Annotated in this window: 24 protein-coding genes and 1 pseudogene; 6 read left to right on the forward strand and 19 right to left on the reverse strand. The window is 45.9% G+C overall.

Annotated features, from left to right (window positions below; translation table 11 throughout):
• Nucleotides 1-4 precede the first annotated feature (4 nt).
• The 4 genes from EXU85_RS16350 to EXU85_RS16365 all read left to right on the forward strand — a co-directional run bounded on the left by EXU85_RS16350 (nt 5) and on the right by EXU85_RS16365 (nt 2612).
• A complete protein-coding gene (locus EXU85_RS16350; RefSeq protein ID WP_142773112.1) occupies nt 5-1036 on the forward strand; it encodes a sensor histidine kinase in 1032 nt (343 codons plus the stop codon).
• Between the two features lie 6 nt (nt 1037-1042).
• A complete protein-coding gene (locus EXU85_RS16355; protein WP_142773113.1) occupies nt 1043-1732 on the forward strand; it encodes a LytTR family DNA-binding domain-containing protein in 690 nt (229 codons plus the stop codon).
• 191 nt (nt 1733-1923) lie between these two features.
• Complete coding sequence (locus EXU85_RS16360; protein WP_142773114.1) at nt 1924-2229, forward strand: hypothetical protein; 306 nt, start codon at nt 1924-1926, stop codon at nt 2227-2229.
• Between the two features lie 191 nt (nt 2230-2420).
• Nucleotides 2421-2612, forward strand: coding sequence for a hypothetical protein (locus tag EXU85_RS16365; protein ID WP_142773115.1), 192 nt, complete (start codon nt 2421-2423; stop codon nt 2610-2612).
• Nucleotides 2613-2624: 12 nt separating this feature from the next.
• Here EXU85_RS16365 and EXU85_RS16370 read toward each other — a convergent pair whose 3' ends face one another.
• From EXU85_RS16370 to EXU85_RS16380, 3 genes are all read right to left on the reverse strand, one after another.
• Nucleotides 2625-2915, reverse strand: coding sequence for a hypothetical protein (locus EXU85_RS16370; protein WP_142773116.1), 291 nt, complete (start codon nt 2913-2915; stop codon nt 2625-2627).
• Complete coding sequence (locus tag EXU85_RS16375; RefSeq protein ID WP_142773117.1) at nt 2912-3229, reverse strand: hypothetical protein; 318 nt, start codon at nt 3227-3229, stop codon at nt 2912-2914. The genes EXU85_RS16370 and EXU85_RS16375 overlap by 4 nt, the downstream gene beginning before the upstream one ends.
• A gap of 90 nt (nt 3230-3319) precedes the next feature.
• On the reverse strand, nt 3320-3700 hold the full coding sequence (locus EXU85_RS16380; RefSeq protein ID WP_142773118.1) for a DUF805 domain-containing protein: 381 nt from the start codon (nt 3698-3700) through the stop codon (nt 3320-3322).
• A 313-nt stretch (nt 3701-4013) separates the two neighbouring features.
• Between EXU85_RS16380 and EXU85_RS16385 the strand changes: the two genes are divergently transcribed.
• Nucleotides 4014-5228, forward strand: coding sequence for a PQQ-dependent sugar dehydrogenase (locus EXU85_RS16385; protein WP_142773119.1), 1215 nt, complete (start codon nt 4014-4016; stop codon nt 5226-5228).
• 209 nt (nt 5229-5437) lie between these two features.
• On the opposite strand, the gene EXU85_RS16390 is transcribed toward EXU85_RS16385, so the two are convergent.
• The 6 genes from EXU85_RS16390 to EXU85_RS16415 form a co-directional block, all read right to left on the reverse strand.
• The gene (locus tag EXU85_RS16390; RefSeq protein WP_142773120.1) at nt 5438-7999 is read right to left on the reverse strand and encodes a TonB-dependent receptor; all 2562 of its coding nucleotides are present in this window, start codon (nt 7997-7999) and stop codon (nt 5438-5440) included.
• Nucleotides 8000-8125: 126 nt separating this feature from the next.
• Entirely contained in the window at nt 8126-9343 is a 1218-nt protein-coding gene (locus EXU85_RS16395) for an ATP-binding protein (RefSeq protein WP_142773121.1), read from the reverse strand.
• Between the two features lie 190 nt (nt 9344-9533).
• Nucleotides 9534-10388, reverse strand: a complete 855-nt coding sequence (locus tag EXU85_RS16400) for a DUF2911 domain-containing protein (RefSeq protein WP_142773122.1) — start codon at nt 10386-10388, stop codon at nt 9534-9536.
• A 172-nt stretch (nt 10389-10560) separates the two neighbouring features.
• On the reverse strand, nt 10561-11691 hold the full coding sequence (locus tag EXU85_RS16405) for an NAD(P)/FAD-dependent oxidoreductase (protein WP_142773123.1): 1131 nt from the start codon (nt 11689-11691) through the stop codon (nt 10561-10563).
• 98 nt (nt 11692-11789) lie between these two features.
• The gene (locus EXU85_RS16410) at nt 11790-12245 is read right to left on the reverse strand and encodes a VOC family protein (RefSeq protein WP_168207807.1); all 456 of its coding nucleotides are present in this window, start codon (nt 12243-12245) and stop codon (nt 11790-11792) included.
• A 152-nt stretch (nt 12246-12397) separates the two neighbouring features.
• Nucleotides 12398-12763: a helix-turn-helix domain-containing protein gene (locus EXU85_RS16415; protein ID WP_142773125.1), complete on the reverse strand. Its 366-nt coding sequence runs from the start codon at nt 12761-12763 to the stop codon at nt 12398-12400.
• Nucleotides 12764-12853: 90 nt separating this feature from the next.
• Between EXU85_RS16415 and EXU85_RS16420 the strand changes: the two genes are divergently transcribed.
• The gene (locus EXU85_RS16420; protein WP_142773126.1) at nt 12854-13822 is read left to right on the forward strand and encodes an aldo/keto reductase; all 969 of its coding nucleotides are present in this window, start codon (nt 12854-12856) and stop codon (nt 13820-13822) included.
• A gap of 77 nt (nt 13823-13899) precedes the next feature.
• Here the strand turns inward: EXU85_RS16420 and EXU85_RS16425 are convergent, their stop codons facing one another.
• The 10 genes and pseudogenes from EXU85_RS16425 to EXU85_RS16475 form a co-directional block, all read right to left on the reverse strand.
• Nucleotides 13900-15051 carry an FAD-dependent monooxygenase gene (locus tag EXU85_RS16425; protein WP_142773127.1) on the reverse strand — a complete coding sequence of 384 codons (1152 nt, stop codon included), beginning with the start codon at nt 15049-15051 and terminating at the stop codon, nt 13900-13902.
• 81 nt (nt 15052-15132) lie between these two features.
• Nucleotides 15133-15990 (reverse strand): AraC family transcriptional regulator, encoded by an 858-nt coding sequence (locus tag EXU85_RS16430; RefSeq protein ID WP_142773128.1) that lies wholly within the window; start codon nt 15988-15990, stop codon nt 15133-15135.
• Nucleotides 15991-16215: 225 nt separating this feature from the next.
• A complete protein-coding gene (locus EXU85_RS16435; RefSeq protein ID WP_142773129.1) occupies nt 16216-17031 on the reverse strand; it encodes an AraC family transcriptional regulator in 816 nt (271 codons plus the stop codon).
• A gap of 108 nt (nt 17032-17139) precedes the next feature.
• Complete coding sequence (locus EXU85_RS16440; protein WP_142773130.1) at nt 17140-18759, reverse strand: type I restriction-modification system subunit M; 1620 nt, start codon at nt 18757-18759, stop codon at nt 17140-17142.
• 210 nt (nt 18760-18969) lie between these two features.
• Nucleotides 18970-19422, reverse strand: a complete 453-nt coding sequence (gene tnpA / locus EXU85_RS16445; protein WP_142773131.1) for an IS200/IS605 family transposase — start codon at nt 19420-19422, stop codon at nt 18970-18972.
• Between the two features lie 410 nt (nt 19423-19832).
• Entirely contained in the window at nt 19833-20954 is a 1122-nt protein-coding gene (locus EXU85_RS16455) for an AAA family ATPase (protein ID WP_142773133.1), read from the reverse strand.
• Between the two features lie 3 nt (nt 20955-20957).
• Nucleotides 20958-22235, reverse strand: a complete 1278-nt coding sequence (locus EXU85_RS16460) for a restriction endonuclease subunit S (RefSeq protein ID WP_142773134.1) — start codon at nt 22233-22235, stop codon at nt 20958-20960.
• Nucleotides 22216-23259, reverse strand: a complete 1044-nt coding sequence (locus EXU85_RS16465) for a YhcG family protein (RefSeq protein WP_142773135.1) — start codon at nt 23257-23259, stop codon at nt 22216-22218. Before EXU85_RS16465 ends, EXU85_RS16460 begins: the two co-directional genes overlap by 20 nt.
• Before the next feature lie 79 nt (nt 23260-23338).
• Nucleotides 23339-23746: pseudogene (locus EXU85_RS16470) on the reverse strand (GxxExxY protein).
• 36 nt (nt 23747-23782) lie between these two features.
• On the reverse strand, nt 23783-26788 hold the full coding sequence (locus EXU85_RS16475; RefSeq protein WP_142773136.1) for a type I restriction endonuclease subunit R: 3006 nt from the start codon (nt 26786-26788) through the stop codon (nt 23783-23785).
• Between the last annotated feature and the right edge of the window lie 142 nt (nt 26789-26930).

Below are 26930 nucleotides of genomic sequence, written 5' to 3' on the forward strand. Positions count from 1 at the left end.
GTTCATGAACCGACGACCTCCACGTTCATCGTTATACGCCAGACTCCTGTTTACAGGCGCTTTGCTAGCCCTGCTCGCCTATTGGGGGTGGCTCCTGTACCGCCTTGTTGGTCCGCACCTAAAGCAACTGATGCCTGATTTAGGTAGCCTGGTTCGCTATTTAACAGGTTTGCTTTTTTTGATCGCCTGCATTGGTTTACTGGGCTATCTGAATTATCGGCTGGCCTTTCGGCGATGGATGCATCAGGATCAAACGCGGCTCTATTACTGGAGCTGGCTATGTTTACTCGCGTATTTGTTGTTTGAGGGGCTGCAATTTCGCACCGACCAGGAACCTGACTTCGTCGACGAAAATATTCTGGTAACCCTGTTGCTGATCGGCATCGTTATCCTGTATGGGTTTATTGCGGATTCTCTGCAAACCCGGCGGCAACAACAGCTGTTGATTCAACAAAAAACGGAAGCTGAATTAACGGCATTAAAGGCGCAGATCAATCCTCACTTTTTGTTCAATTCGCTCAATACGATCTATAATGAAGCGCAGCAATCCGAAAATCAACCCGTTGCCGACCTCATTGAACAATTAGCCAGCATCTTACGATTCACCTTACAGGAATCGACCCGTCCGCTTATTTCCATTGAGCAGGAATTTCAGTTTCTGGAAAAATACCTGGCCCTGCAACGCGCCCGGCTACCTAAACTGGACTCCCTGCAAGTACGATCCCAACTGGACTGGGATGGGCACCCAGCGCAAGTAGCTCCTCTGTTATTAATCCCCTTCGTGGAAAACATGTTTCAGTATGGCGTCAGTCTGAACCATCCGACTACCCTGGAGTTGAATGTGTTGGTCGAAAATCAACGGCTTGTTATGCGGGCAGTCAATACAGTAGGGACCATTACGGGTGCTAAGGGTGGCTCCGGAACCGGGATCAGGAACGCCCGCCAGCGCCTGGCACTATTGTACCCAAACCGGCACGAGTTGCACATTGAACAAACCAGCCAGTTGTTTAGTATAACGTTACGAATAGACCTCTAAAACCCTATGCTTCGTGCCATTGCCATTGATGATGAACCCGCTGCGCTGGATGTGCTGAGCCGCTTTGCCGACAAGGTCCCATTTGTGGAACTGTCGCAAACCTTCATGAATACGACCGAAGCACTCACCTATTTGCACACCCAGCGCGTTGATCTGATTTTCCTGGATATCCGGATGCCGGATCTGTCAGGGACGGATTTTGCTCAGTTGGTGGCTCCACTCAAGAAGTCGATTGTTTTTACGACTGCGTATAGTGATTATGCGTTAGAAGGGTTTGCGCTGAACGCCCTCGACTATCTGCTAAAACCCATTGATTTTGGGCGGTTTCTGCACAGTTGCAATCGGGCGTATACCCAGTTCCTGCTTCAGCAGGGAGAGCCCTCGAGTATTTTTGTGAAAGATGGGTATGACTGGGTTCGGGTCAATCTGGGAGATGTACTCTATATTCATTCGGACACGAACCTGCTCTTTATTCATGAACAGCACCGGCAGGTCAGCACGCGAATGACCTTAGCCGAGATGGTTTCTATGCTGCCGGGCGACCAGTTTATTCGGGTTCACAAATCCTATTTAGTTGCGGTAAAGGCCATTCGAAAACTGGAGCGTCATCAGGTAACGGTTGGGAGCGGGGGGGCAGTCATTCCATTGGCAGCTAGTTACCGCCAACCGCTGGAGCAGCGTCTGTTGGGTAAGTAATTAGTTGGACAACCGTATTTCTACGGATTACGAACTACCTATAAAATTTCGACTTCCCGGTAACGGACCTCCGGTTTTAACCCCAAAATCAGGGCATTCCACCCCCGCAACCAGCCATTCAGCGTACTTAATTTTGAACTAAGATGTTGATTTTTGAAGTTCGAAACTAAATCTAAAAATGCGCATACAGGATGGTATATAGTCGGGAAGTACGTTTTGAAGGGACGCCACCTTCTATCCCTATAATCATCGAACGGGTTCGTCAGCTCACGGGTATTCAGGCAAACTACTTAGCCAACCAATGGCTTCTGGCCAACCCGGTTGATACAAATGACGTATTTAGCCTCTATCAGGAGGGCGAAAACTCGCTCCTGTTATTGGACGAGGGGAAGGAAACCGTTTTACTGCGAGCCACTTTATATACACTATTAGAACTGGGCGGCTATTACGATGATTGGCCTGAAGAAACCCCGAATCCAAATCTAACCAGCAACTAGCGGATGCTACTGTAAGGTTTGTGGTCCAGTAGAAGCGTCTTTCTGCAGATCATATCGTTCACTGAGTAAATTTCCTGGCCGCGTGTTGATTATCGGTTACGTATACTTGAGGAGGTTAGCAATTATTTTTTGTCCAATACAGGCACCACAGTTGACAATTCCCATAAATCCTCGCAATTTCACCTCAGAACATGAATAAGCTGAACCTTTACATGAAAGTGATTCGACTAATAGGGGTGATTTTGCTGCTGGTTGCCATGGGTTGGTTGATGCAAACACTAGAGCATCGCCGATTGGAACGAGTACGGCTGTCAGCCCGGCAGGATTCGATTGACTGGATGAGTACGCACCGAGTGCTGGCAAAATCAAACAGGAAACGTTAACCGCTACCAGGGTTATCTGGCAATCGCTATACTTGGGAGCTTAAACTGTTCAACCTTAGCTGGTAAATCGACATTCGTTCGTTTTAGAGAAGTCAGGAATGACTCTGTATCCGCTCCGTAACTTCGCTGGCTAACTCCGAATAAAAGGATCCCCTTTTTGCCCGATGGGTCGGTAAACGGTTTATATCGGTACACATTTCGTTCAACTATGCTCTGCGATTTCCCATCCGGCGTAGCCTGACTAAGCAAAAAATCGAGCAGGAACTCACCGGTCCCGGGCAGTTCTCTAAGCTGGTAGCTCACCAGCGGATTTTTTCTTTTAGTTTCTTTAATTCCGCCACTTTCGTTCCTACCGCTTCTTGTACAGTAAGAGTGCCTCTCAGCAGGTCAAAGAAAATCATGGATGTAAACCGGGATGGGTCAACACCAACGGCCAAATATTCCTGCTTGTAAAAGGCAGGTGTCGGGTGCGATGTCCAGGCTAAGTGATAGGCCGTTCGCTCGAAGAGAATGGGGCCGGGCACCTGTAAATAATCAATAGGTGATCTGGCGGTCTGCGCTGGTGAAACCAGTGGGAATAGGCAGGCCATCAGGAATAGAAAAAGGAACCGTTTCATGTGTGCTCGTGACGAAAAAATTGTATCCATGGGCTTTGGCCCGTATTTAATTTCAACCCTTCACGGGTAAAACCCATGGGCACAACCTGATCAGGCTTTCACTTTAGGATCGTTGCCGTATTCATTGGCACCCTGAGTGCCTTCTGTGCAGGCCAGAATCAAGTTGTAGATGGGGATCAGCGCATACCAGCCACTCTTGCCTACATCGTGCATACGCCGAACGGCAACCGAAACGGATGGCACCAGAATGGCTAGATTAACCAGCATCAGTAGCCAGCCAATCACCGTTGAGCCACCAAAGAGAAAAATGTTGGTGTAGTTTAAGACCTGGGTAACCACAACGTTAACCAGAAAAAAATACCAGTATTCAGTTCGGCGGGCGCGCCCCTGAAAGTCGCTGTACTTTTTTAGTACCGCAACATAATTGTCAACAATGGAAACACTGGTAGCGGAATTGATTGAGGTGTTCATGAGTAGTAATGAGTTGTTTTAGGATGATGGGTCAAAAATAGAACGTCCGTTGGGGGGTGAACAACTGCCAACTGGTAACAGGTAGGGAAATTCGGGTGGCAGGTAGTCACTTGCCGTTAATTGGCTGACAGGATCTGCTTCTATGGATTCTGCTAATCAGACGCCTAGAATCCCTTAGAATCAAAAGAATCTAGTCTGGGGAAACACTAGCTTTGTAAATTATCATTTTTATGGCAGCAAGCTTCGTATGTTTGTCATGCCTGTTTATAGCTAACTCTATATTCACGTTAACCAAGCAAAATACTGAACTAAAATGAGGAACAGTTTTCTAATGATGCTGGCAAGTACTTCGCTGGCATTAACAGCCTGTGGCCAGGCTACATCCGATAACTCAAAAACCCTTCCATCGGTAGAAACCAAAGAGCCCAATTCTGCTTATAAACCCGCTTTTGCGGGTCAAACCAGAATCGCTGCTGTGAAGTCGGCTACCAACTACGAAGGCAAGGTGCTGACCGAAGCCCTGAAGAGCCCCTGGGGTATTACCAGCCTGCCGGATGGGCGACTGCTGATCACGGAGAAGGAAGGAACGATGCGCATTGTCACCTCTGCCGGTAAGGTAAGTGAGCCGATCACGGGTATTCCGAAGGTAAATCCATCGGGCCAGGGCGGATTGTTAGGGCTTCGGGTTGACCCCGCTTTTCAGACGAACCGGATGGTGTATTGGGTGTTCTCTGAAGCGCTTCCCGAAGGAAATCTGACCGCCGTTGCCAAGGGTAAATTGTCGGCCGATGAAAAAAAGATCGAGGGCGCAACGGTCATTTACCGCGCCACACCGGCTTATAAAGGCAATCTGCATTACGGGGGGCGAATTCTTGTCGATAAAAGCGGTAACCTGCTGATCAGTACCGGAGAACGCTCTGATCTGGCAACCCGGCCACAGGCTCAGTCGCTCAATTCTGGCCTGGGGAAAGTAATCCGGATTACAAAAGACGGTAAACCGGCCCCCGGCAATCCATTTGAAGGTCAGGCCGGTGCCCGCCCCGAACTCTATTCCTATGGGCATCGGAACGTACAGGGACTTGCTATCGATCCGGTAACGGGCGATCTGTGGGAGAATGAATTTGGCCCACGGGGAGGTGATGAAGTCAATCATATTAAGCCCGGCAAGAACTATGGCTGGCCTACGATCACCTATGGCATTGAATACAGTGGCAAACAGGTAGGCGACGCTATCCAGCAAAAGGATGGACTGGAGCAACCGGCTTATTATTGGGATCCTGTTGTATCGCCCAGTGGGTCAACCTTCTACAGCAGTGATCATATTCCTGAATGGAAAAACAACCTCTTTATTGGCGCGCTGAGTGGCATGCACATCGTACGCCTTGTTATTAAGGATGGTAAGATCGTGGGCGAAGAGCGGTTGTTGCCTAATGAGTACCAGCGTTTTCGTGACGTTACAGAAGGAAAAGATGGGGCCTTGTATGCCATTACAGATCAGGGAAGATTGTACCGCATCGATAAAAAGTAAGGTTCGCTTTTATTGATAGCTTATACACAAGGTGCCCCTTTTCCCTGCTAAAACTAGCCAGGGAAAAGGGGCACCTTGTGTATAAACAACCGGGCTAGGCTAGTCTCAGCCAACTCTATCCAGCGCCGATACTACGCTGTTTTATCCCTACGGGTTAACTGGTTTTAAGGCTTGAGGCAATCAATTTTGGTAAGGTCAGAGCTATCAGACTAAAACCTGGGTTCCCAGACCAGATTCGTGTAGTACAGGCCACCAACCGCCGGTCCGCCAATGAAGGTATAATAGTATTTGTTGGTCAGATTAGTGCCACCCACTTTCACCAAAAGATGTATGGGCTGGATGCGGTAACTCACCTGAGCATCCACCGTATTGATGGCCGATACGGTACCTGTAGCCAGTTCCGATTGCCACAAAAACGCATCCTGATGTTTGTAGTTCACCGAGAAGCCCAGTCCACGCCACAGGTTTCCGTTCGAGACGCTCAGGTTCGTGATCCAACGGGGCGTATTGAATGAACTCTCCAATCCATCCCCATTATCGGCCCGGTCAAGTTTGGCAAAGGAGGCATTGCCACCTGCCGACCAGTTTTGGGTCAGGCTGTACCGAAGGCCTAAGCTGGCCCCGTAATTATACACCCGCGTTTGTGAATTGGTCCACAATCGGTACCGATCCTGGGTTGTTGCCGACGAAAAGTAATAAGCCAGCGAATCTGGATTTGATCCTTTTGCAAGGTTGGCATTCACCTGCGCAATGAAGTTCTGATAAGCCGTGTAGTACACATCGGCATCTACATAAAGCCGATTTTTGATTAACAATCCTTTATAACCCAGTTCATAACTATTGACCTGTTCGGGTTTCAGATAGGTATACGGACTCTGTTTCAGAAGCCCTTTGTTTTTCTGGATAGCCTGTTCTGTAGTGAGTTTGTTCGTATTGACATCCGTAGTGATGGCCGCCTGAAAGGCATTGATCGAGGTGACCAGATAGGCGTTTTCATAAATCCCATGCGACATGATCGGTAAGCCTCCAACGCGTTTTACACCGCCCGAGTTGATGTTTGTAAAGCCCTCGAACAAGGATGGAAACCGGTAGCCATTCTGGTACGACAGGCGAATGTTGTGCGTTTCCGAAGGGGAGTAGACCACTGATAATCGGGGATTCAGGCGGGCGTCGAAGTAGGTGTTTTTGTCGACTCGTACTGATCCGGCCACTTTCAGCTTATCATTAAAAAACGTGCGGCTAAGCTGGACAAATCCCCCTGTTTTGCCATAAACAAGGTTTTTTCCCTGCTCGGTGGGGTTGATAAAGTAATTGCCATCCGGGAAAACAACGTATCGTCGGAAATCAAAGCCAGCCTGAATCGTTAGGCCGGTCTGCTGCCGGAACCGCTGCCAGAGGACTTTTGTCGGTTCAACTTGTCCTTCGGCATGGTACATCCACGATTGTACCCGGAGGGCCGCGCCAATGTCCCAGTTGTTAATGTCCCGGAGTTTGGTAATCAGGTCGTTAAAGGTTTGCGTACCCGGAATCGGGCGGCCCTGATCCGCCACGGAGCGAGCATCCCGTAACGCGTCCGTCACCGCTAAACCGGTCTGCGTATCCAGATTAAACCGGTTGGTAAAATCGGTAAACCACTGGTTATCGGTTTTAAACGACTTGTCGATGTTTTCGGCCATTGACCGGATGTTGTAGGAATCGCCCGTGTTTTCACTGCTTCGGTAGGCCCGAATTTGTATTGAAGGTGTGGTAAACGTGATGCTGTGCTGATCGAGCCGGTAGTTATCGAGTCGAAAACGGTTGGTTCGCTGATAAACATTGTCCAGCGTGGCTCCCTGGTACGTATACGCCAGCTCGACGGTGGGCGAGAACCGATAATGCAGGGATAGATCACCCCGCAGATTTTGCAATCCGTAGTCCGTAGACTCCCGTTCATAATAGCCCGTTCGACCAATGCTATAGCGTTTCCCACCCAGTGTTAGCGTTCGGCGGTTGGCTGCTTCATTGCCATATCCGTTGACCGGATCATAGGCCGGATTATCAGCACCGAACAAACCAAGGGATGCATTGCCGTTGGGGTTGAGATCGTCGTGATTGTCGGCCACCCAGTCGTATCCTTTTTGGTAAACCATATTCACCTTGAAGGCGAAGTGGTTACCAAGTTGATGGGCATACCGGATACTGGTTTCATAATACACCTTAGCCGACACACCGGCATCGCCAACGTGATTGAGACCTGTTTTCTGTCCGATACTGAGTCCCTGGGAATCGAATGGGTTTCTCGTTAATATGTTAACTAACCCGTTAAGGGCATTCATTCCGTAAAGCGCCGAAGCCACGCCCGGTACTACTTCAACCTGTTGAATGTCCAGATCCGATGGTGCCAGCGCGCTCGCAATAGGCGCCCCAATGTGCGGAGCCTGGTTATCACGGCCATCTACGAGTTGCACAAAGCGGACGTTGGTGGTGGCGGCAAAGCCCCGGGTATTATAGACTTTAAAACCCAGGCTCGAGGTAAGCAATTGGACGCCTTTAAGATTTTCGATCGCATCAAAATAGGAGGGCTGGGCGGATAAACGGATGCGCCGGGCATCGATCACCTCAATACTAACCGGTGATTTCAGGATACTCTCCGATACGCGGGAAGCAGAGATAACGACCTCATTGAGTTGGATTTTTCGCAGCGAATCAATGGACGTACCCGTGGTGTCCGATTGGCTGATGGCCTGTACGGTTGTAGTAAGAAAGATTAGTAAAAAGAAGAGGTATTTCATGATGAGTCGTTGTATTCAAACAAATATAACGGTTCGCTATGTTTGTTTGAATACAACGACTAAATTTAAACCAGACATGAGATAAACTAACGTGAATTCGGCGTTAAAACAGGAAACCGGCGGCAATCAGTAGATAGGTAAAAACACACTGAAGATTGAGCCCTGGCCGGGTTGACTTCTGGCTATGATTGCGCCCCCATGATTGGCCACTACCTTGTCGCAGATGGCTAGCCCAATGCCGGTTCCGTCAAACTCGCTTTTGCTATGTAGTCGCTGAAAGACTGTGAATATGCGGTCCAGGTATTTCTCCTCGAAACCAATCCCGTCGTCGATGACATCAATGCGATGATAGGCGATGCCTTTTCGATCTGACTTAACAGCCTTTGGAACACTACTGGACGCTACCCATTCGTAGAGGATATGAACCTGAGGAGTAACTCCCGGTTTGTGAAATTTCAGGGCATTGCTCAACAAATTTTGGAACAATTGCTCTAATTGCGAAGGGTCGCCCTCTACCATGGGTAAGTCGCTCACGTGCACAACTGCATTCGTTTCGTCGATGACCCAGTCCAGATTTTTCTCCGCTGACCGAACGATTTCGGTCAGTGATACCATCCTGCTGGTATCCCGTTGGGTGGAAATTCGGGAGAAGCTCAGTAAGTCGCGAATCAGCGTAGACATCCGGTTGGCTGCGGATTGCATGCGTTCAATATAGGTTATCCCTTCGCCCAGCTCAGAGCCGAATTGGGTCTTAAGTAAATCCCCAAATTGCTGCACTTTGCGAAGAGGCTCCTGCAAATCGTGGGAAGCGATATAGGCAAATTGCTGAAGGTTAACATTGGATCGCTTCAAATCCTGAACTGAGTCTTCCAGTTGCTGGGTCCGTTCCTGAACCTGCTGATCGAGGTCCGCCGACAGTTGTCGATAGCGTTCTTCACTGTGTTGGAGCGCCTGGCGATCGGCCACCTGCTGGGTAATTTCGATACCTGTTGCGATGATCCCGTACACGACTCCCTGATGATTTCGGATAGGTTTGAAGGAAAAGTCAAAACAAACCGTCTTTGTGATCCCATCAACGACCATAGTTGCTGGGGTGTTATTGGATGCGAAGGGGATACCCGTCGTAAAAACGTCATCTAATATGCCCAGAAAGGGTTGCCCTTCCATTTCTGGAATGGCCCTGGCTAATGGCAGGCCGATTACTTTATCGCCTTTCCCCCATACTGCCAACTGAGGCTCGTTGGCCACTGTTATGATCAATTCCCGGCCAACCAGTAGGGCAATGGGAATAGGGGATTCCATAACAATGGAACGAAAAATAGCCTCGTCGTTTACTTCTGTCATGAAGGAATAGGTGTAATTTGTTAACTAGCTAACCAGATTTTTCAACTTGGGTTTCATAATAGAAGTGAATTGTGTTCCTATGGGCACTGTGAGGGCGAACGCGTAGCCAGATTCGACGTGTACAGAATCCTAATAAAAAACGGCTGACCTTAGCAAGGCCAGCCGTTTTAGCGATAATTGATAACGAAATTTATTTTTTTGCAGCCGCAATCAGGTCATTGGCCATTTTTACGTAATCTGCATTTTTAGCTTCGGTGGCCAGAGTTACCGTTTTCTCGGCGCTGGCAATAGCAGCCGCTTTTTGGTTTAATTTCTGTTCGATCCGGGCTTTCAGCAACATCACCCAGAAGGCTTTTGGATTTTGTTCGGTGGCCTTGGTCACCCAACCCAGTGCCTGTTTCAAATCCCGGTTAGTGTCGTAATAATAACTGGCTGCTTCAAAATAAGCTGGTTTGTCAGACGCTAACGAGGCCTCAATGTTCTTCACGATCGTTTGATCGATATCGGCAGTAATGGCAACGGGAACGCGGGTTTTATCCCACATGATTTCCAGCACAGCCGAGTTGGGTAGAATATCGGCTAGATTGATGGTAAAGGTTTCTACTTTGTTGGCCAGCGTAGTTGGTTTTACCTGAACCCGTACCACTTCGTTTTCTTTTTTATAATCGCCCACGTTTGCGCCCAGATTAAGGTCTTTGGACAGCATAACTTCCCAACTGGATTTACCCGGAATAGTGAACAGGCCGTAAGTGCCCGCTTTCACATCTTTCCCTTCCAGTTTTACGTCTGTTGAGAACGTAATTTTAGAGGTGGCATTGGCACCAGTCCGCCATACTTTATCATAGGGAACCAGATCGCCGAAGATGGTACGTCCTTTCACGGCGGGTCGGGAGTACTCAAGGGTAATGTCCCCTAAGCCAAAGCTTTGTTTGGTGGTTTGGGCAGGGCTGGCGGCTGGTACTTTAAGCTGCGCCTGCGCAATAGAAAATGAACAAATGGCAAGCAGCATGGCCAGGGCTATTGGCTGGAACTTTAGGCTCTTCATGATGAAGGAATGATGGAGTTAATTGTTGTGCGTTTAGTTAGCGAAACTCAAAGGTACAATTAGCAGACCAGATAGTCTTCTTCTTGTAAGCAAATAAGGACTGCCTATCAAAAGCAAGCAATAGCCCAGCACCATCATGCCTGAACGGCAATTGAAAAAATTAGTCCGTACCTTATTGATAAAATTTCAGGAACGAAAAGTCTGGATGGCGCATCTCCAGTTCGTTCCTGCCTGTTTCAAGCTGAGCTTCTGTAGCATAAACGAACATGTTCTGTTCATAGTCGCTGATCGCGGCTGCCAGGGTGTCAAATTTTCCACTAGTCAGGTTATTGGCTAGAATCATGGCGTCCATCAGTCCAATATTTACCCCCTGACCAGCAAAGGGCGGCATGATGTGCGCGGCATCACCAATAAGGGTTATCGGCAATGGTCGATTCGTTGTCCAGGGTTTATCCAGCGGTATTTTTCTCGTTGGCCAATTCACAAAAGAAGCCGTAGCGCGCACCAATTCTTTGTAGCTCGCATCCCAATCAGAGAGTCTATTTAAGAGGAATGTACGAATGCTGTCCGTATCCTGAAGGTTTACTCCATGTTCTGGACCCCATGCCGAAGGCTGTTTAAACATTACATTGTAGCTCAACAGGTTTCCATTCCTGGGGTTTGCCACGACTAAATTGCCATTGCTGGCGGTCATTAATATGGTATCGTTGCACAGTTGGTAGAACGCCGGGCAAGTCTTTTCCGGTTGAACTACTTCGCCCTGTATAATCAGGGTGCCGGTGTAGTCAATTTCGGCATCTGTAACATATTGTCTTGCCTTCGACATTCCTCCATTAGCACCAATGACAACATCGGTGGTTTCAATCCCATTCTTCTCGAAATGCAAAAGCCATTTTCCGTTCTGGTGGTCAAGTCCGGTAAATTTCCTGTCCCAGACAACCGTATTGGCGGTTAAGCTGTCGAGTAGTAGTTGCCTTAAATCGTTTCGGTTTATCTCCGGATTGTTATATTGCTCGTCGGGTGTCGGTTTTCTAGAGAACAATACGTTTCCCTGTTTGTCGGCCACGGTTCTTCCCATGGGGATGGCCAGTGCATAATAGCGTTCCAATAATCCTGCTTCGTTCAGGGCATCCTGTCCCGACCCTTTGTGCAGGTCAAGTGTACCACCCGAAATTCGGGTGCGGGCGTCTTTATCCCGTTCGTAAACGGTTACGTCTACGCCTTTTTGCTGTAGTAATCTGGCCATTGTTAGCCCAACGGGCCCTGCGCCAAGGATGGCTACTTTTTTATTCGTCAGTAACATGATATTGCCTGGTTGATGTACGATGCAAAATTCCGGAATGCTACTTCCCCAGGCTTGTACAAACGCGACAAAATCAGTGGGTCGGGATCAACAAATCCTCACCGGACCTGCTGCATTTGTTCAATGGCTGTCCATCCTTCCGGCGTTACACCCATGATCTCGGTGGCAACGCCCAGCGTTTGGTAAGTGTCGAAGAAAGCCATTCGTGCAATGGGGTGATCCACTTCGCTGATGAGTGCATACCCTTGTTCGTGCAGATCGCTGGTGATCCGGTCGAATTCGTTAACCGGCAAACGGAACGCAAGGTGCTGGGTGCCGCCTGCGGGATATTGGGCGAGGTAATCGTGGAACATGCTTTGGCCGGAAACAGGCTGGATGAGTTCGAGAAAGCTACCCCCGTTATAGGTCTGCGTGGTCAGCCATTCACCAGCCACAACCTGCCCATGATAGGTCATTCCCAGATCCTGTGCCCGAACATGTTCCGGTTGGGGAAAGCCAGTGATGCCCAGGGCGCTCGAAAGGAATGTTACAGCGACGTGAATGTCTGGGACCACCCAGCCGATTTGTGCGAATTCGAGTCCGGCGATGGTATTGTTGGTCGTGCTCATGGTTGTTTGCTGTCCAGTTATTGGTTGAGTAAAGTTAAGATAGGTGGGCTCCCCACAGCAGGTGCATTTGCGCCAAAAGGAAGGTGGTTTGCGACTAGTTACGCCTTCGGAAAATCGGGCGATTGAAACAAAGGCTCTAGTACAGCACGGTGTGATTCCCCCCAACGCGCAGCAATTTCGATTACCGGTATTAACGTTTCGCCCAGGGGTGTCAGCTCATACATCACTTTGGCTGGTCGCTGATCAAAAATTGTTTTGATCAGGATGCCTTGATCCGTCAGCTGTTTCAGTTGCGTATCAAGCAGCCGCCTGGAAGCTTTAGGTATATGGCGTTGCAACTCACCTGGTCTTTTGATACCACTGTGTATGCACCAGATCAAGTTGATCTTCCATTTCCCATTCATTACTTCCATGAACAGGTGCAGTCCGCAATCCAGTTCTATTGGCAATTTTCGTTCGTACATCCTGCAAATCTCCTCTATTCTGTCATTTTTTTGATACGGCTAAATTTAGCCGTACTTGATTCAACAAGTCTGGCAATCGAATTTTGGATCATGAACTATAAACTAGTTGGAACACACACCGGCTTACCGGCCAGCGAACTTGTATTGGGTGCCGCGAGTCTGGGTAGCCGTAAGGGGTATGGCGCTACGCCCGACGATAGTCAGAAAATTTTGGTAGCTTATGCCGAGGCAGGCGGCAATTTTATAGACGTGGCCGATCAATACCAACTTGGCGAAGCGGAAGAGATCATTGGGCGGTTTATAGCCTCAGAGCGCCACAATTTCATTATCTGTACCAAATACACCCGCAGCAGTGAAACTGAGCCGTTGCCCAGCAATGAGGGTAATCATCGCAAAGCGATGCGTCAATCTGTTGAAGCCAGTTTGAAACGTCTGAAGACAGATTATATTGACCTCTACATGCCGCACTATGATGATGGCCGAACGCCTGTTGAAGAAATTGCACGTGGGCTCGAAGACCTGGTTAAATCCGGTAAAGTGCTGTACACCGGCCTGGCAAATTTTCCGGCGTGGAAAGCTGCTGCCATTGCCAGTACAACTCCATTGAGCGCCTTGCAACTCGAGTATAACCTGGTGCAACGAACAGCCGATCGGGAATTGATGCCTATGGCCAGCTACTTTGGCCTGGGTACGATGCTTTATTCTCCCCTGGCAGGTGGGTTGCTTACCGGCAAATACCGCCAGGGGGCAACAGGGCGCCTGACACGTTCTGCCCCGGAAGGTTATCAGGAGAATATGGGCACCAAAGCCATACTGGACGAATTGGAATTGATTGCTGCCGAAGTTGACGCAACGCCCGGTCAGGTAGCCTTAGGGTGGACGCTGACCAAAAACTGTTTTCCAATCATCGGTGCAAGGGTCCTTGCACATATCACGGAAAGCATAAACGCGCTATCGATCCAACTAAGCCCTGATCAAATTACGCGTTTAGATGCTATCAGCGCTGTAAAAATGGGCTATCCGCATGAGTTGCTTAAAACAGTCCAAAAAGTCTACTAATACTTCATTGTATGACGGCTGGGCCGCAGCCGTCATACAAAATTTCTCTATTCTACTTCTGCTTAATTGGTTACATATTAAAAACCAGCTAGTTGTGTGTTTCGTTTCTGAATAGCTTCTTCGGTTCTTGGCACAAGCAGTTCTAAGCCAACATGAACGGCTTCGGCCTGAACTGCCTCAATAAACGGACGGAAATCGGTATTGTAAGCCTGAAAGGCGGCTTCATAATCTCCATGCTGTTTTTGAAAGGCATCCGCCAGCGCAGCCGCTCCATCTATGGCCAGCGATCCGCCCCGGCCCGCAGCCGGTGAAGCACAATAGCCGGAATCGCCCACCAGCGCCATTCGGCCTTTTGTCCACGATGGCATCTTTACCTGACAGAGTTTATCGAAGTAAAACGTTTTCGAACGCATTACTTCGTCCAGTAGCTCTGTTGTTCGCCAGCCTTCTCCGGCAAACTGTTCCAGAATGATTTTCCGTTGTTGCTCCTCATCCCGATAATCATACGGGATTTCGTTTTCGGAACGGAAACACAGCACAATGTCGGTCTTATTGTTGTACGCGTTCAGCATAATAGCTTTATCGGGCACATTATACATCTGAGCCGTGTCATCGTCGATCAGCAACTTGTTGACAATGGTGATCGAAAAATATTGCTCCAGAAAATGTACGTAGTCGGCTTCATGCCCGAACCAGATTCGTCGTACCGCCGAATGGATTCCGTCGCAGCCAAAAACCAGATCGAAGGCGCGTTGCGGACTATGTTTAAAGGTAGCCTGTACCGTATCCTCTGTTTCGTGTAAGGCTGTGATGCTATCGCTGAAAATAAATTCAACATCCTGTTTGACGAGATCGAATAAAATAGCCAATAACACATCTCGTTCGATTTCGTATTCGTCAGCACGAGTGGGATCGCTGTTTTCTTCCTGGAAGAAGCCCACGGTCAGATCGTCCGCATTTTTAAACTCCATCCGTTTCGGGGCCAATCTGTTTCGCTCAATTTGCGCAAAGATGCCCATGCGCTTAACGACATCTATGGTTTTGCCGCGTATGTCGACAGGCGTACCACCCTTTTTAAGTTCGTTTGAGATTTCAACAACCGTTACCTGATACCCCAATTTGTTCAGCCAATACGCCGTTGACAGGCCGGCAAAACTTGCCCCCGACACGAGGGCGGTTCGTTGGGCGACAGTGTTCCGCCCGATATGATTATCGTTTACTGATTCCATTTTTTATGTGCTTTTACTAGACGATGCAAAGCAACAGCGTCTGGCAGGGATAAAAAACGGCAATACAGCGTAAGTATTGGACTAATCGCGGTTTTTGGTTCGGAACGCCAAAGCCGTCATACCGGTAACTTTAGTAAACAGCCGTGAAAAATAGGGGTAATCGTCATACCCCAGTTCAGCGGAAATTTCTTTCACCGATTTATCGGAATAATACAGTAACCGTTTGGCTTCTAACACAACACGCTGCTGTATGTGATGGGAAACGGAATGGCCTGTTGTGTTTTTAACGCATTCGTTCAGGTAAGACGTAGAGATGTTTAGTCTTTGGGCATACTCAGCCGGGCGTTTGACCCTGGTATAGCTACGCTCCAATAATTCCCTGAAGGCTTTGGTAATCGTATCGAATCGGGAAAGCTTGTCTGTTGATGTTGCTTCGGCTGTATACAGAGAAATAACTAAGGCAATCAGGGCATTGGTACTGTCTTTGAGTAAGGAATGATAGAGTTTATCGGCTTTCCGTTCCGAAAATTTCAAGGCTAACGATACCGCTTCCGAAATAAGGGAAAACGTTTCGTTCGTTAACACCAAGGGTTTGGCAGGGGTGAGGCTTTCCAATAAGTTCAGGTAGTCGGGATTCAGGTTTTCGTTGTTGATGGCCCAACTGCTGACGGTGGCATGGTCAACGATCCGGGTGCGATGGACCTGATCGGGGTGCAGGTAAATAACCGACGAAGCCTCTAGTTTATACGTTTGAAAATCAATGTCGATGTGAACGGTTCCACGTTCGAGCAGAAAGAACGAATGACGGTCGTGCCGATGGGATTGTTCGGCTTCCTGAATCAGGTGTAGATCGTCGATGGTTGTTTTTTCAATGGCAATATCACCACCGAACTCATCAGTCATCGTATTAACAGGAATGGACGTCGTCTTTTTAGGCATTGAGGCTGGTTAAATCGAAGCTGTTTAAACGTTCATTTTCTAGCTATAATTTGCGTGTTTTTGTCATCCCGACGCCAGGAGGGATCTCAAGCTTCATAATAAACGGGCTTGAGATCCCTCCTGGCGTCGGGATGACAAAAACGATTCAGTTTTAACGAAATTTAGAACGTTTAAACAGCTCATTGATAACCTGATTAACACACGAAATTCCGGACTACCCTTGCATCAATCTTTTGTAAACGCGACGAAATCGTAGTTCACCGCCTGTTTCCTGGCCTTTCGGGCGAATGCCGCTGGCGTGGTGCCGCTATAGCGCTTAAACTCCCGGCTGAGGTGCGATTGATCCGTATAGCCCAGCTCATGCGCTAAGCCAGCGAGATTGGCATCTGGATGAAGCCATAAGTGGTTGCGTACCTGTTCAAAGCGAATCAGGCCCGACACGTCTTTCACCGTATAACCAGACGATTGCCTGAACTTTCGTTCCAGCGTACGAACCGTTGCGTGGGCGGCTGCCGCTACGTCGCTGACCGGTAGGGTGCCATTTGCCTCCCGCATGGCAACGCCCGCTTTGAACAGCGTACTATCGACCGCAACCTGCGACCGGGCATCCAGGAAATACTGATTTAGGTGGTTTACTGCTTCGGCTATGTTACCCGTATGGATGCACTCATCCAGCGTAGATTGAAGCCGGGCGATCGGATGCTCAACGATGCGCACGCCGTCTTGCCCGGACGGTAGCCCAAGCAGATCGAATATGGTCCAGGGAAAGCACCGGATACCAATGATTTCTAAGCTGTTTTTTGTGTAAAAAACAGCAGGCTGATTGAGTAACCCCATCATAAATGGGGAGGGCAACGGCTGCAAGCGTCCGTGGTGCGCAAGACTACAGCCGCTTCCGAAATAGAAAATCAATTCTGCGTAACCATCCGGCTGTACCTCGAAACTCGATTCGTGTTCTCCGACCTCTATTCGGTCGTACCAAAAGCACTTGATGGAATCCCGTAGTACTTCAGGAGGGTCAAATTCTACGTGTGCATCCATCCTTGCAATCAACTGCTTCAAAATCATTCATAGAGACACCCAAATCAACGCAGTTAAGCAACGACCTGATTGTTAATTTTGCTCGCGAAGCGCATTGGTAAATCATTTTTATATGGTTGGCAAACCCAACTCTTTTAAAAATTCATTGTGCTTTTCGGTATTCGCCAGAATGCTTTCATTGAGTAGAGCCAGTTTTGCATGTACGGCTTTTAAGTCAATCTGTACCTCGTCAATCGATGTGCTCACATATCTCGAAATGTTTAGGTTGTAGCCGTTCTTTTCAATTTCTTCCAGTGAAACCCGGCGGGCATAGCGCTCAATGTGTTCGGGCCGGTATTTGTACGTATCGACAATTCGACTTATGTGATTTTCGCTTAGACTGTTCTGCCGTTTTCCTTTGTCAAAATTTCCTTCTGAAGTTGCGTTGATAAATAACACATCATCCTGCTTTTTGCATTTTTTCAGGACTAAAATACAAACAGGAATACCCGTTGAATAGAACAAGTTAGACGGCAATCCAATGACTGTGTCAATGTGATTGTCTTTTAACAGTTTAGTACGAATTCGTTCTTCGGCACCGCCACGGAATAAAACGCCGTGTGGCAGGATGATGGCCATTGTTCCTTCTGTTCCCAGAAAGTGAAAGCCGTGTAGCAAGAAAGCAAAATCTGCGGCTGATTTGGGGGCTAAGCCGTAACTCTTGAACCGAAAATCTTCGGCCAAGGTGTCGTTTGGTTCCCAACGCAGGCTGAATGGCGGATTGGCGACAACGGCATCGAACTCGATCTTTTTCGACGGATTTGGCTCGTTGAGTAAATCCCACTGGTTTTCTAAGGTGTCTCCGTGAAATATCTCAAACTCGGTGTCTTTCATACCGTGCAAGAGCATATTCATTCGTGCCAGGTTGTAGGTGGTAATGTTCTTTTCCTGCCCGTAGAGTTTGCCGATATTACCGCCATTGTCCTTGATGCGCTTCCGGACGTTCAGTAGCAAAGAGCCTGAACCACAGGTAAAATCAAGTATCTTATCGAATTTCTTCTTTTTGCCCGAGCTAGGGTCTTGGCTGTCTAAGACGACAATTTCAGACAGGATGGTTGAAATTTGCTGGGGGGTATAAAACTCACCAGCTTTTTTGCCTGAACCGGCGGCAAACTCGCCGATCAAATATTCATAGGCATCGCCGAGGGTGTCTGAATCAGCCGAGAAATCGGCTATGCCTTCGGCAATTTTCTGAATGATGGTGCAGAGCTTTTTATTCCGTTCGGGTGACGTTTTGCCCAGTTTTTCAGAATTCAGGTTGATTTCTGAAAATAGCCCCTGGAAGGCCCGTTCAAACGATTCATTCTCGATGTAGCGAAAACCGGCTTCCAGCGTTACCAATAGCTCCGTGTTTTGCGTTCTGGCTAACTCGGTAATGTTGCTCCACAGGTGTTGGGGTTGTATCACATAATGCACCTTTCTACGCATTTGCTTTTCAAACTCCTGCACATCTGTTTCATTAGCTGCATACCAGACAGATAATGGTGTTCGCTTGTCGGTTCCATCCAATGTAGGATAGTCTGACCCTAATTCTTTTTTTGCCGATTCTTCATAGTTATACGACAGATACCGAAGGAAAAGAAACGAAAGCATATAATCACGGAAATCATCCGCGTTCATAGCCCCACGCAGTTGGTCTGCTATATCCCAAAGAGTTTTGCCCAGTTTTTGTTGTTCTTTAGTTGACATGGTTTGTTTTGTTAATCGGATTATATACGGAATGGGCGTTACCCATTCCTATGGTATTACGCCCTTTCAGGGCTATTATGTATAGCCCTGAAAGGGCCACATCTCTTAACACAGGGTGACAGCCCTGTGCCACGGCAGCTACGGCAAGCAAAACCTATAGCCCTGAAAGGGCGGTATCTCACAGCACAGGGCTGTCACCCTGTGCTGTGATCAATCCCAAACATATCGTTCATCATACTCTACAGCATACTTCTTTAAAAAAGCTCGATATTCATCTTGAAAGGTCTTTTTACTATGATGCTCATGCTGATTGGCGATATAAGCGATTACCGTATCCACTTGAGATGGATTGACCGAAAAAGCACCATATCCATCCTGCCAATAAAAATTACGGTAATCTTCTCCTTTAGTTTTTATCCATTTGGACGAATGTGACTTTACTTCTTCTACCAGTTTCATCAATGCTATTTTTTTGGAGAGTTTACAAAGGATGTGTATATGGTCGATGTAGCCACCCACTTTTATAGGTTGGCATTCCAGCTTATTGCAGATGCCTCCCAGGTAGCTATGTAATTCCTGTTCCACTGGTGGCTGGATGAATGGCAGCCTGTGTTTGGTGCTGAATACTACGTGGATATAATTTTGTACTAATGATTGTCCCATAATTTAGATAGTGTGCTCTATGTTATTACGCCCTTTTAGGGCTTTATGGATGCTGTTCGTTGTTATCGCAGATGGAATGGGTGTTACCCATTCCTATGGTATTATGCCCTTTCAGGGCTTGATGGGTGTTCGTTATTATCGGATGGAATGGGTGTTACCCATTCCTATGGTATTATGCCCTTTCAGGGCTTGATGGGTGAATAGCCCTAAAGGGGCGTAATCTGTTAGCGATGGGCATCGTCCATCGCTGATAAAACAATCCCACACGCGGTCAAGCCCTGAAAGGGCGTAATTATTAGGTAGTTGAATATCCATATTATGATTTTAGAAAATAGCCCTGCATTTTATGCAGGGCTATTTTCTAAAATTGTGCTGGTGGTTGGGATTATGGTCATTTATTTGACATTACGTTAAGCAAATATTTCAGGTAATTGAAAGTTGTGTGTATCCAAAAATGCGTTCAGTATTCTTTTAAATAGGTCTTTATTATCTTCATTCATTTCAGTAGGTTGATAAATGGAGTATTTTCCATGACTTAGCAAATTTAAAGCACGAGAGAACAGTACTTCATCATCCACACCATATATACATTTGGAAAAATCATCGTAACCAAAAAAGGTTGACGTCTTTTCTAAAACACTACGTAACATATTAAAATGATAGGTATTTATTTTTGCTGAATCTGATACCTTTTTTAGTTCGGTCAACAAAGCAACGTGATGAAAAAACGGGGTGTCGTCTGTAGCTCTCAATACATAACCATCTGCTCCATTTTTATGTAAAAAGTGACTTTTGTGTCCAGTACTCCTGAGTTCGTTATACATCACATTGAAAAATAACGAGTGGTGTGTAGAAATAACAACTCTGACTTTTTCTTTTCCTCTTTTTAGTAATTGAGCTAAATCACTGGCCACAGCAATAGCGTTGTTGTCATCAAGTGAAGAAATTGGGTCATCAATATAAATATGTCGAACCCAACTATACGACTCATCACCATCAATGGCTAACTCACATATAGCTAGAAAAATGCACCAAATGAAAATATTTTCTTCTCCTCTTGATACCTTGATATTATCCAGGATTATATATTCTGGCTCTTCTGCTTCTGGTCTAAACTTCGGATTTTTAATTTGCTTTCTAAAAACAATAGTCCAATCATCATAATTTATCGTAAAATTAAAATCGGTGTATCGTTCAAGAAAATTAAAAATCTTTTCTTCAAGTGCCAGTTCCCTGAATCCTTCAAAAAATCTAGAACTTTTGTTGATGATTAGATGCCTTTCGGAGTCATTTTCAAGATCATTGTTCCAATGAAAAAGGTCTTCTGTGTATGCATTGTAGTAGAGGGTATCTGTAACTGGGTTTTTCTTACGTTTCTTACTTATGTCTTTGAATTCCATGGAAAGGCGGGTTTTCCCCGTTCCATTGTAGGCATATAGCAAAACAAAATGATGATTATTTAAATCGTCTCGTAACCTGGTGGCTACTTTGGTTAAATCTTTGTATTTGTATAGTTTTTTTTGATCACTCATTCTCTAATCATTAATTTTTGGAAATAATCCTTGCATCAATCCCTTTTTATGCAACTTTAACTGCTCTATTTTCTCCTCTTGTGCCGTGATTAAAATATCTAACGAAGAAAGGCATTCAGCTATTTTTTGCTGTTCTTTTAGGTTTTCAGGATAAGCAAGAGAAAAACTTCCCATCTGTTCTAAATTCAGATTTGGTTGTGCTCCTACAGAAATACTTTTCTGAATATACCTTTGCATTATTTCAGATTTCAAAATATGTAAGATAAAGTTTTTATTTTCTTTTTCTTTCAATCTTACAATTGCTAGAGCTTGATTTGTATTGGCAGGTAAAATATCTTTTTTGACAATATTTACTTTTCCTATAGTTGCTCCTGCAATAGCGAATAGAATATCACCTTCCTTTAAAATAGAACGTTTTAATTCCTTAGTATGCGTATCTTCATCCACGAACATGCATTTGTCAAGAATAATATGGTTATTTTGAAATGCTTCTATTTTTATGAAGCGAATCCCTGCCTTTGAAAACTTTTGAGGTGTCGTGCCTTTTGTAATTACTTCGCAAATACTTCCCAACTTCTTCTCCTCCCAATCTCCATCCTTCTCAAACTCAGGAAAACGCCATTTAGGAACCGTTTCGCCTTCTTGCGGAAACAAGTTTTGCATCAAGCCTTTTTTGTGCTCTTTTAAGGCGTATAATTTTTGACTGTGAGCGGCAATTACTTCATCTAAGGAAGAAAGGCAATCAGCGATTTTTTGTTGTTCTTCGAGATTTCTAGGGGTTTTAAATTTAAGTTTATTTAAAGCAACCATTGTCAAAGCTTTTTGTGATGAACCAATTGCTGACGCTAAAATCTTTTCTTTTTCTACATCAAGCAAAACTTCTAAAAAGCCTGAATCTATTGTAATATTTTTCATCCAAATCAAATTCCCATCCTTAAAATAGAATTTGTCGTTGTTCTTAACACAATAAACATTAGCCAATGTTCCTACGGCAGTAATCAAAATATCTCCTATTACTGGAACACCATATTTCTCTCTAATTGTATCATATTGCTCTTCTGAGATATACAAAATATCTTCTGGAATATTATTATTTTTTAATTGAGATATTTCCTTTCCTCTGAAAAAGGGAATACCATTTGAAACGTAATCAGCTAAATGAACTCTTTTACTTGATGTTAATTCTGCAATTTCCCCCAATTTTTTCTCCTCCCACTCCCCATCCTTCAAAAACTCAGGAAAACGCAATTCGGGTATTAATTTATTCGTTTGGTTCTCCATTGTTTTGTTGAGTGGCGTTTAATTCGTTCAGTATCAACGTTTGTAAGGCTGCCTGGGGCAGCAGTAGTTGGTACTCCGCAACGCCGATGGGTTTATTGATGTCTTGCAGGGCAATTTCTACGTCGAGGTGGTCTTTATCGGCGCAGAGAATGATGCCGATGGATGGGTTTTCGGTTTCGCTTTTTTCCAGCCGGTCGAGCAGGGAGAGATACAGATTCATTTTCCCTACATATTCGGCTTTGAAGCTACCAATTTTCAATTCAATGGCCACCAGCGAACGAAGGCCCCGGTGAAAGAAAAGCATGTCGACAAAATAGTCCTTGCCATTGTATTCCAGTCGGTATTGGTTGCCAATGAAGCTAAACCCTTTGCCCAATTCTAGAATAAAGGCTCTGATTTTGGCGATGAGTCTGTTTTCTAATTCCAGCTCTTTAACGGGTTCGGTAATGCCCAAAAATCCCAGATTATAGCTGCTTTTGAATACTTCATTGGCATAATCGGCATGGGCCGCCGGCAGCGTCTGATCAAAATTGTGGGTTTTGATTTGTTGCTGCGCCTGCCCAAAACTGTCCAGTTTGATGGCATTGAGCAATAAATCTCTGGACCAGCCTTTCGTCAGGGTTTCGTTGGCGTAGAATTCGACAGCGTCAAGGGATTGTAGCTTATTAAGCAATAGTAAGTTATGACCCCAGGGCAAAACTGCGACAGCTTGTCGCAGTTTTGTATCGGCCTGATGATACCGCTCATAAAAGCGTTTCATGTCCCACAGGTTTCGCGGAGACAAACCCATATTCGGAAACTCGTTTTTCAGGTCTGTGGATAATTGGTTAATTACACCGCTGCCATAGCCCTCTTCCAGTTGTTTTTCAGAAAGCAGCTTTCCCAGATTCCAGTAAACCGATTGCGTACTGCTGTTTACCTGTCGGGCAATCAGGATACGGGCCGTGTGGATTTGGCTAATCGCTTGCTCTACTAGGTCGGCATACGCGGCTTCGGTCAAGGGCGGTGGGGTTAGTTTACTCATTTGTCAGAATTATGATTTTTTGGATTGAACGATTTTAGGATTTTGGGTCATTATTGAAGTTACTCCCGTTATCCCTTAATCATAAAGCTGACTTTTTACTATAGTACTTATTGTCAGGATGATTTACATTATACACTCTTTTAAATTCAAGGCTTTTTGCTCCAAAATTTATTAATAGTCCGATAGCTAAATTATAAGCCTGGCAATAATTCATTGCCTGTGCTAAATGCACATCTTCCAAACGTATTAAAGCTTTTAACTCAACCATTATAGTTTCTTCAACAAAAAAATCAACCCGTCGAGTACCAATATCAAACCCATCGTAGAATATGGTCATCTCCATTTCTCGTTGGTATATCAGTCCTTGTTTTTGCATTTCAATAGCCAGAGCACGTTAATAAATCACTTCCTGAAAGCCATTGCCTAACGTACTATGAACCTTCATCGCACAGCCAATAATTTTATGTGTTAATTCATCAAGTTTCATAGCAATCTTTTCATCCTGTAATCATAAAATCTTAATTCAGACATCATACGCGGCTAACCCGGCTATCTCACGCCCTTCGGCTATTTTCTTTAATTGGGGCACCAGGTCCTCCATTAGGGCCAGTTCTTTGAGTCGGCGTTGTTTCCAGCCAAGTTCCAGCGGCTCCAACAGATCGGTGAGTTTTTCGCCGTCGAAGATCATCCGGCTCATAATGCCATCGACAAAGGCTTTCAGGTCAGCCGTTTGCAAACCGTGTTTGTTGGCAATGACCGCCAGTTCCTTTTCGTTTTTCTCAACTTTAAACGTATCGTAGCCTTTGGTTAACGTAGTCGTATCCTGTCCGCTGTTCCAGTCCAGGCTGTTGATGTAATCCGTTAAGTCTTCCTGCTCGTCCATCAGGTTGGCATTGGCACTCAGCAAACTAATCACCTGCTCTTTGGTCATTTTTTGCCGGGCGGGTTTCTTCTGCGTACTGTCGGCAATCAGGCTCATAATGTAGTCGTAGTCGATCACGGCCGACGCAAACAGCACAAATTCAAAATCCAACTGCTGAATGTCGGGCGGTGCGAAGTCGCCTTCTTTTTGCTGTATTTCCTTAAGCTGTTTAGCGGTTTCCAGATACGAGCTTCTAAACTCCTGCAAGGTTTCTTTAGGCAAAATGGCTTCTATTTTAGCCTGCTGTACCTCGTCTAAATCGGTGTATTGGTCTAGCTGGGTTTTCAGCCGTTGGACTTCCTTAAAGTTTTTCACAAAGGCAATTCGGGCAGCATCTCCTTTCAGGTTGTACACTTCCTGCGGTTCGTTTACCAGATTATGCTGTTGCATGAAGCTGCCTAAGGCTTCAATGGCTTTCTGATATTTTTCAATCACCACAGGCGCAGGGTCAACGAGCCAAATCTCTTTGGCTTGCCCGTTGTCTTCACCAGAAAAGAGGGCAATAGCCTGGTTTACGGCGTCTTGTTGAGAGCGAAAATCTAAAATGTTGCCGTACGGTTTGGTATCGTTCAGCACCCGGTTGGTTCGGGAAAACGCCTGTATCAACCCGTGGTATTTCAGGTTCTTGTCCACATACAAGGTATTCAGGTATTTGGAATCAAACCCGGTTAGCAACATATCCACCACGATGGTAATGTCGATTTTGTTTTTGTGGGGATAGTCTTTGTTGCTGTATTTCTGGTCTTTTATCCGGCTTTGCACATCCTGATAATACAAATCGAACTCGTTGATCGAATGACTGGTACCATATTGCTTGTTGAAATCAGCAATAATTTCGATCAGTGCTTTTTTCTTCTCTTCAGGGTTATGTTTGTTATCTTCTTTCTCCTGCGTTAAATCTTCCTGTAATTGTTTTATATCCGCAGCATTCTTTTGGCTTTGCTGGTCGCCGTCTTTTGCAATGAGCTGCGCCGGTGGAGAGAACACACAGGCAATGTTTAACGGAACATACAGGTCGTCGGCTTCTTTCTTTTTCTTCTGACTATTTTTGAACAGCTGATAATACTCGATGGCGTTATTGATCGAAGCGGTTGCCAATACGGCATTGAAACGCCTTGAATTGGTAGCCGCATTGTGTTTGTTCAAAATAGCTTCTACGACAGCCTGTTGCGCAATCGGTTCACCAGGTTTGGCGTTTTGCGTGCCTTTGCCTTTGAAATAGTCGATATGAAAACGCAATACATTTTTGTCCTCAATGGCGTGGGTAATGGTGTACGCGTGTAATTGCTTCTTAAAAATATCCTGAGTGGTTATATTGGTCTTCTCTTCGCCATCAATTTGCTTGTAAGCCGCATTTTCATCAAAAATAGGTGTACCGGTAAAGCCAAAAAGCTGAGCATTTGGAAAAAACTCCTTGATGGCTTGGTGGTTATCGCCAAACTGCGAACGATGGCATTCGTCAAAGATGAACACCATCCGCTTGTTGCTCAACGGCTCCAGACGCTCTTTGTAATTTTTCTTGTACGTGCCGTCTAACGCTAACCCTAGCTTTTGAATGGTTGTAACTATTACCTTGTCGGCATAATCAGTAGATAATAAACGTCTTACCAATGTTTCTGTATTGGTGTTTTCTTCTACGCTGCCTTCCTGAAATTTATTGAACTCTTCGCGGGTTTGCCGGTCAAGGTCTTTGCGGTCAACAACAAACAAACATTTTTCAATATCGGGATTATCTTTCAGTAGGGTAGAGGCTTTGAACGAAGTCAATGTTTTACCACTGCCGGTCGTGTGCCAGATATAGCCGTTGCCCCGATTTTGATGAATGCAATCGACAATGGCCTTTACCGCGTAAATCTGATAGGGCCGCATCACGAGCAATTTTTGCTCGCTTTCTACCAGCACCATGTACTTGCTAATCATTTCGCCAAGAGTACACTTGGTTAGAAATTTTTCGGTAAATGAGTCAAGCTGCGTTATTTTCTTGTTTTTCTCATCGGCCAATTGATAGATGGGCAAAAACTGTTCATCGGAATTGAAAGCAAAATGCTGATTTTTATTGTTGGCAAAGTAGTAGGTATTGGTTCTGTTGCTCACGATAAACAACTGCATATAGCAAAGCAGCGAGTTTCCATACCCATTACCGGGTTCGTTTTTGTAGTCCACGATTTGCTCCATAGCCTTACGAGCCGTGATGCCTACGTTTTTAAGTTCGATTTGCACGATAGGCAAACCGTTGATTAGCAGAATAATGTCGTACCGTTGATGGCTGTTTTCTGTATTGATGCGTAACTGGCTAATTACTTCAAAATCATTTTTGCACCAGTCTTTATTATTTACCAGTGTGTAATGAAGTGGCGTTCCGTCCTCACGTTGAAAGTAGTTCCGTTCACGCAGAAGTTTTGACGCAGCAAACACATCAGGATTGATGATTTCTTCCCGTAAGCGTAAAAACTCATTCTCTGAAAGCCGGACACGATTAAGTGCTTCAAATTTAGTTTTGAAGTTTTGCTCAAGCGTTTTCCGATCAACAATCTCGGGTCGATAGATGTATTTAAGCTCTGTAAGTTGCTTAATCAGGCCTTCTTCTAGTTGGTTTTCTCTACTCATTCAAACTATAGTCACAAAGTCGCTCAAAGTTACTTTTTACATCTGTTAATCTGTCGGTACGCTGGCTAAAAGTTGCTCCATTTGTTTGAATGAGCGTCGGCTTCGTGTGTTGGGCCAGATATGCCACTTGTGAGGCTTGCTA

Source organism: Spirosoma sp. KCTC 42546, assembly GCF_006965485.1.
Taxonomy (GTDB): Bacteria; Bacteroidota; Bacteroidia; order Cytophagales; family Spirosomataceae; genus Spirosoma.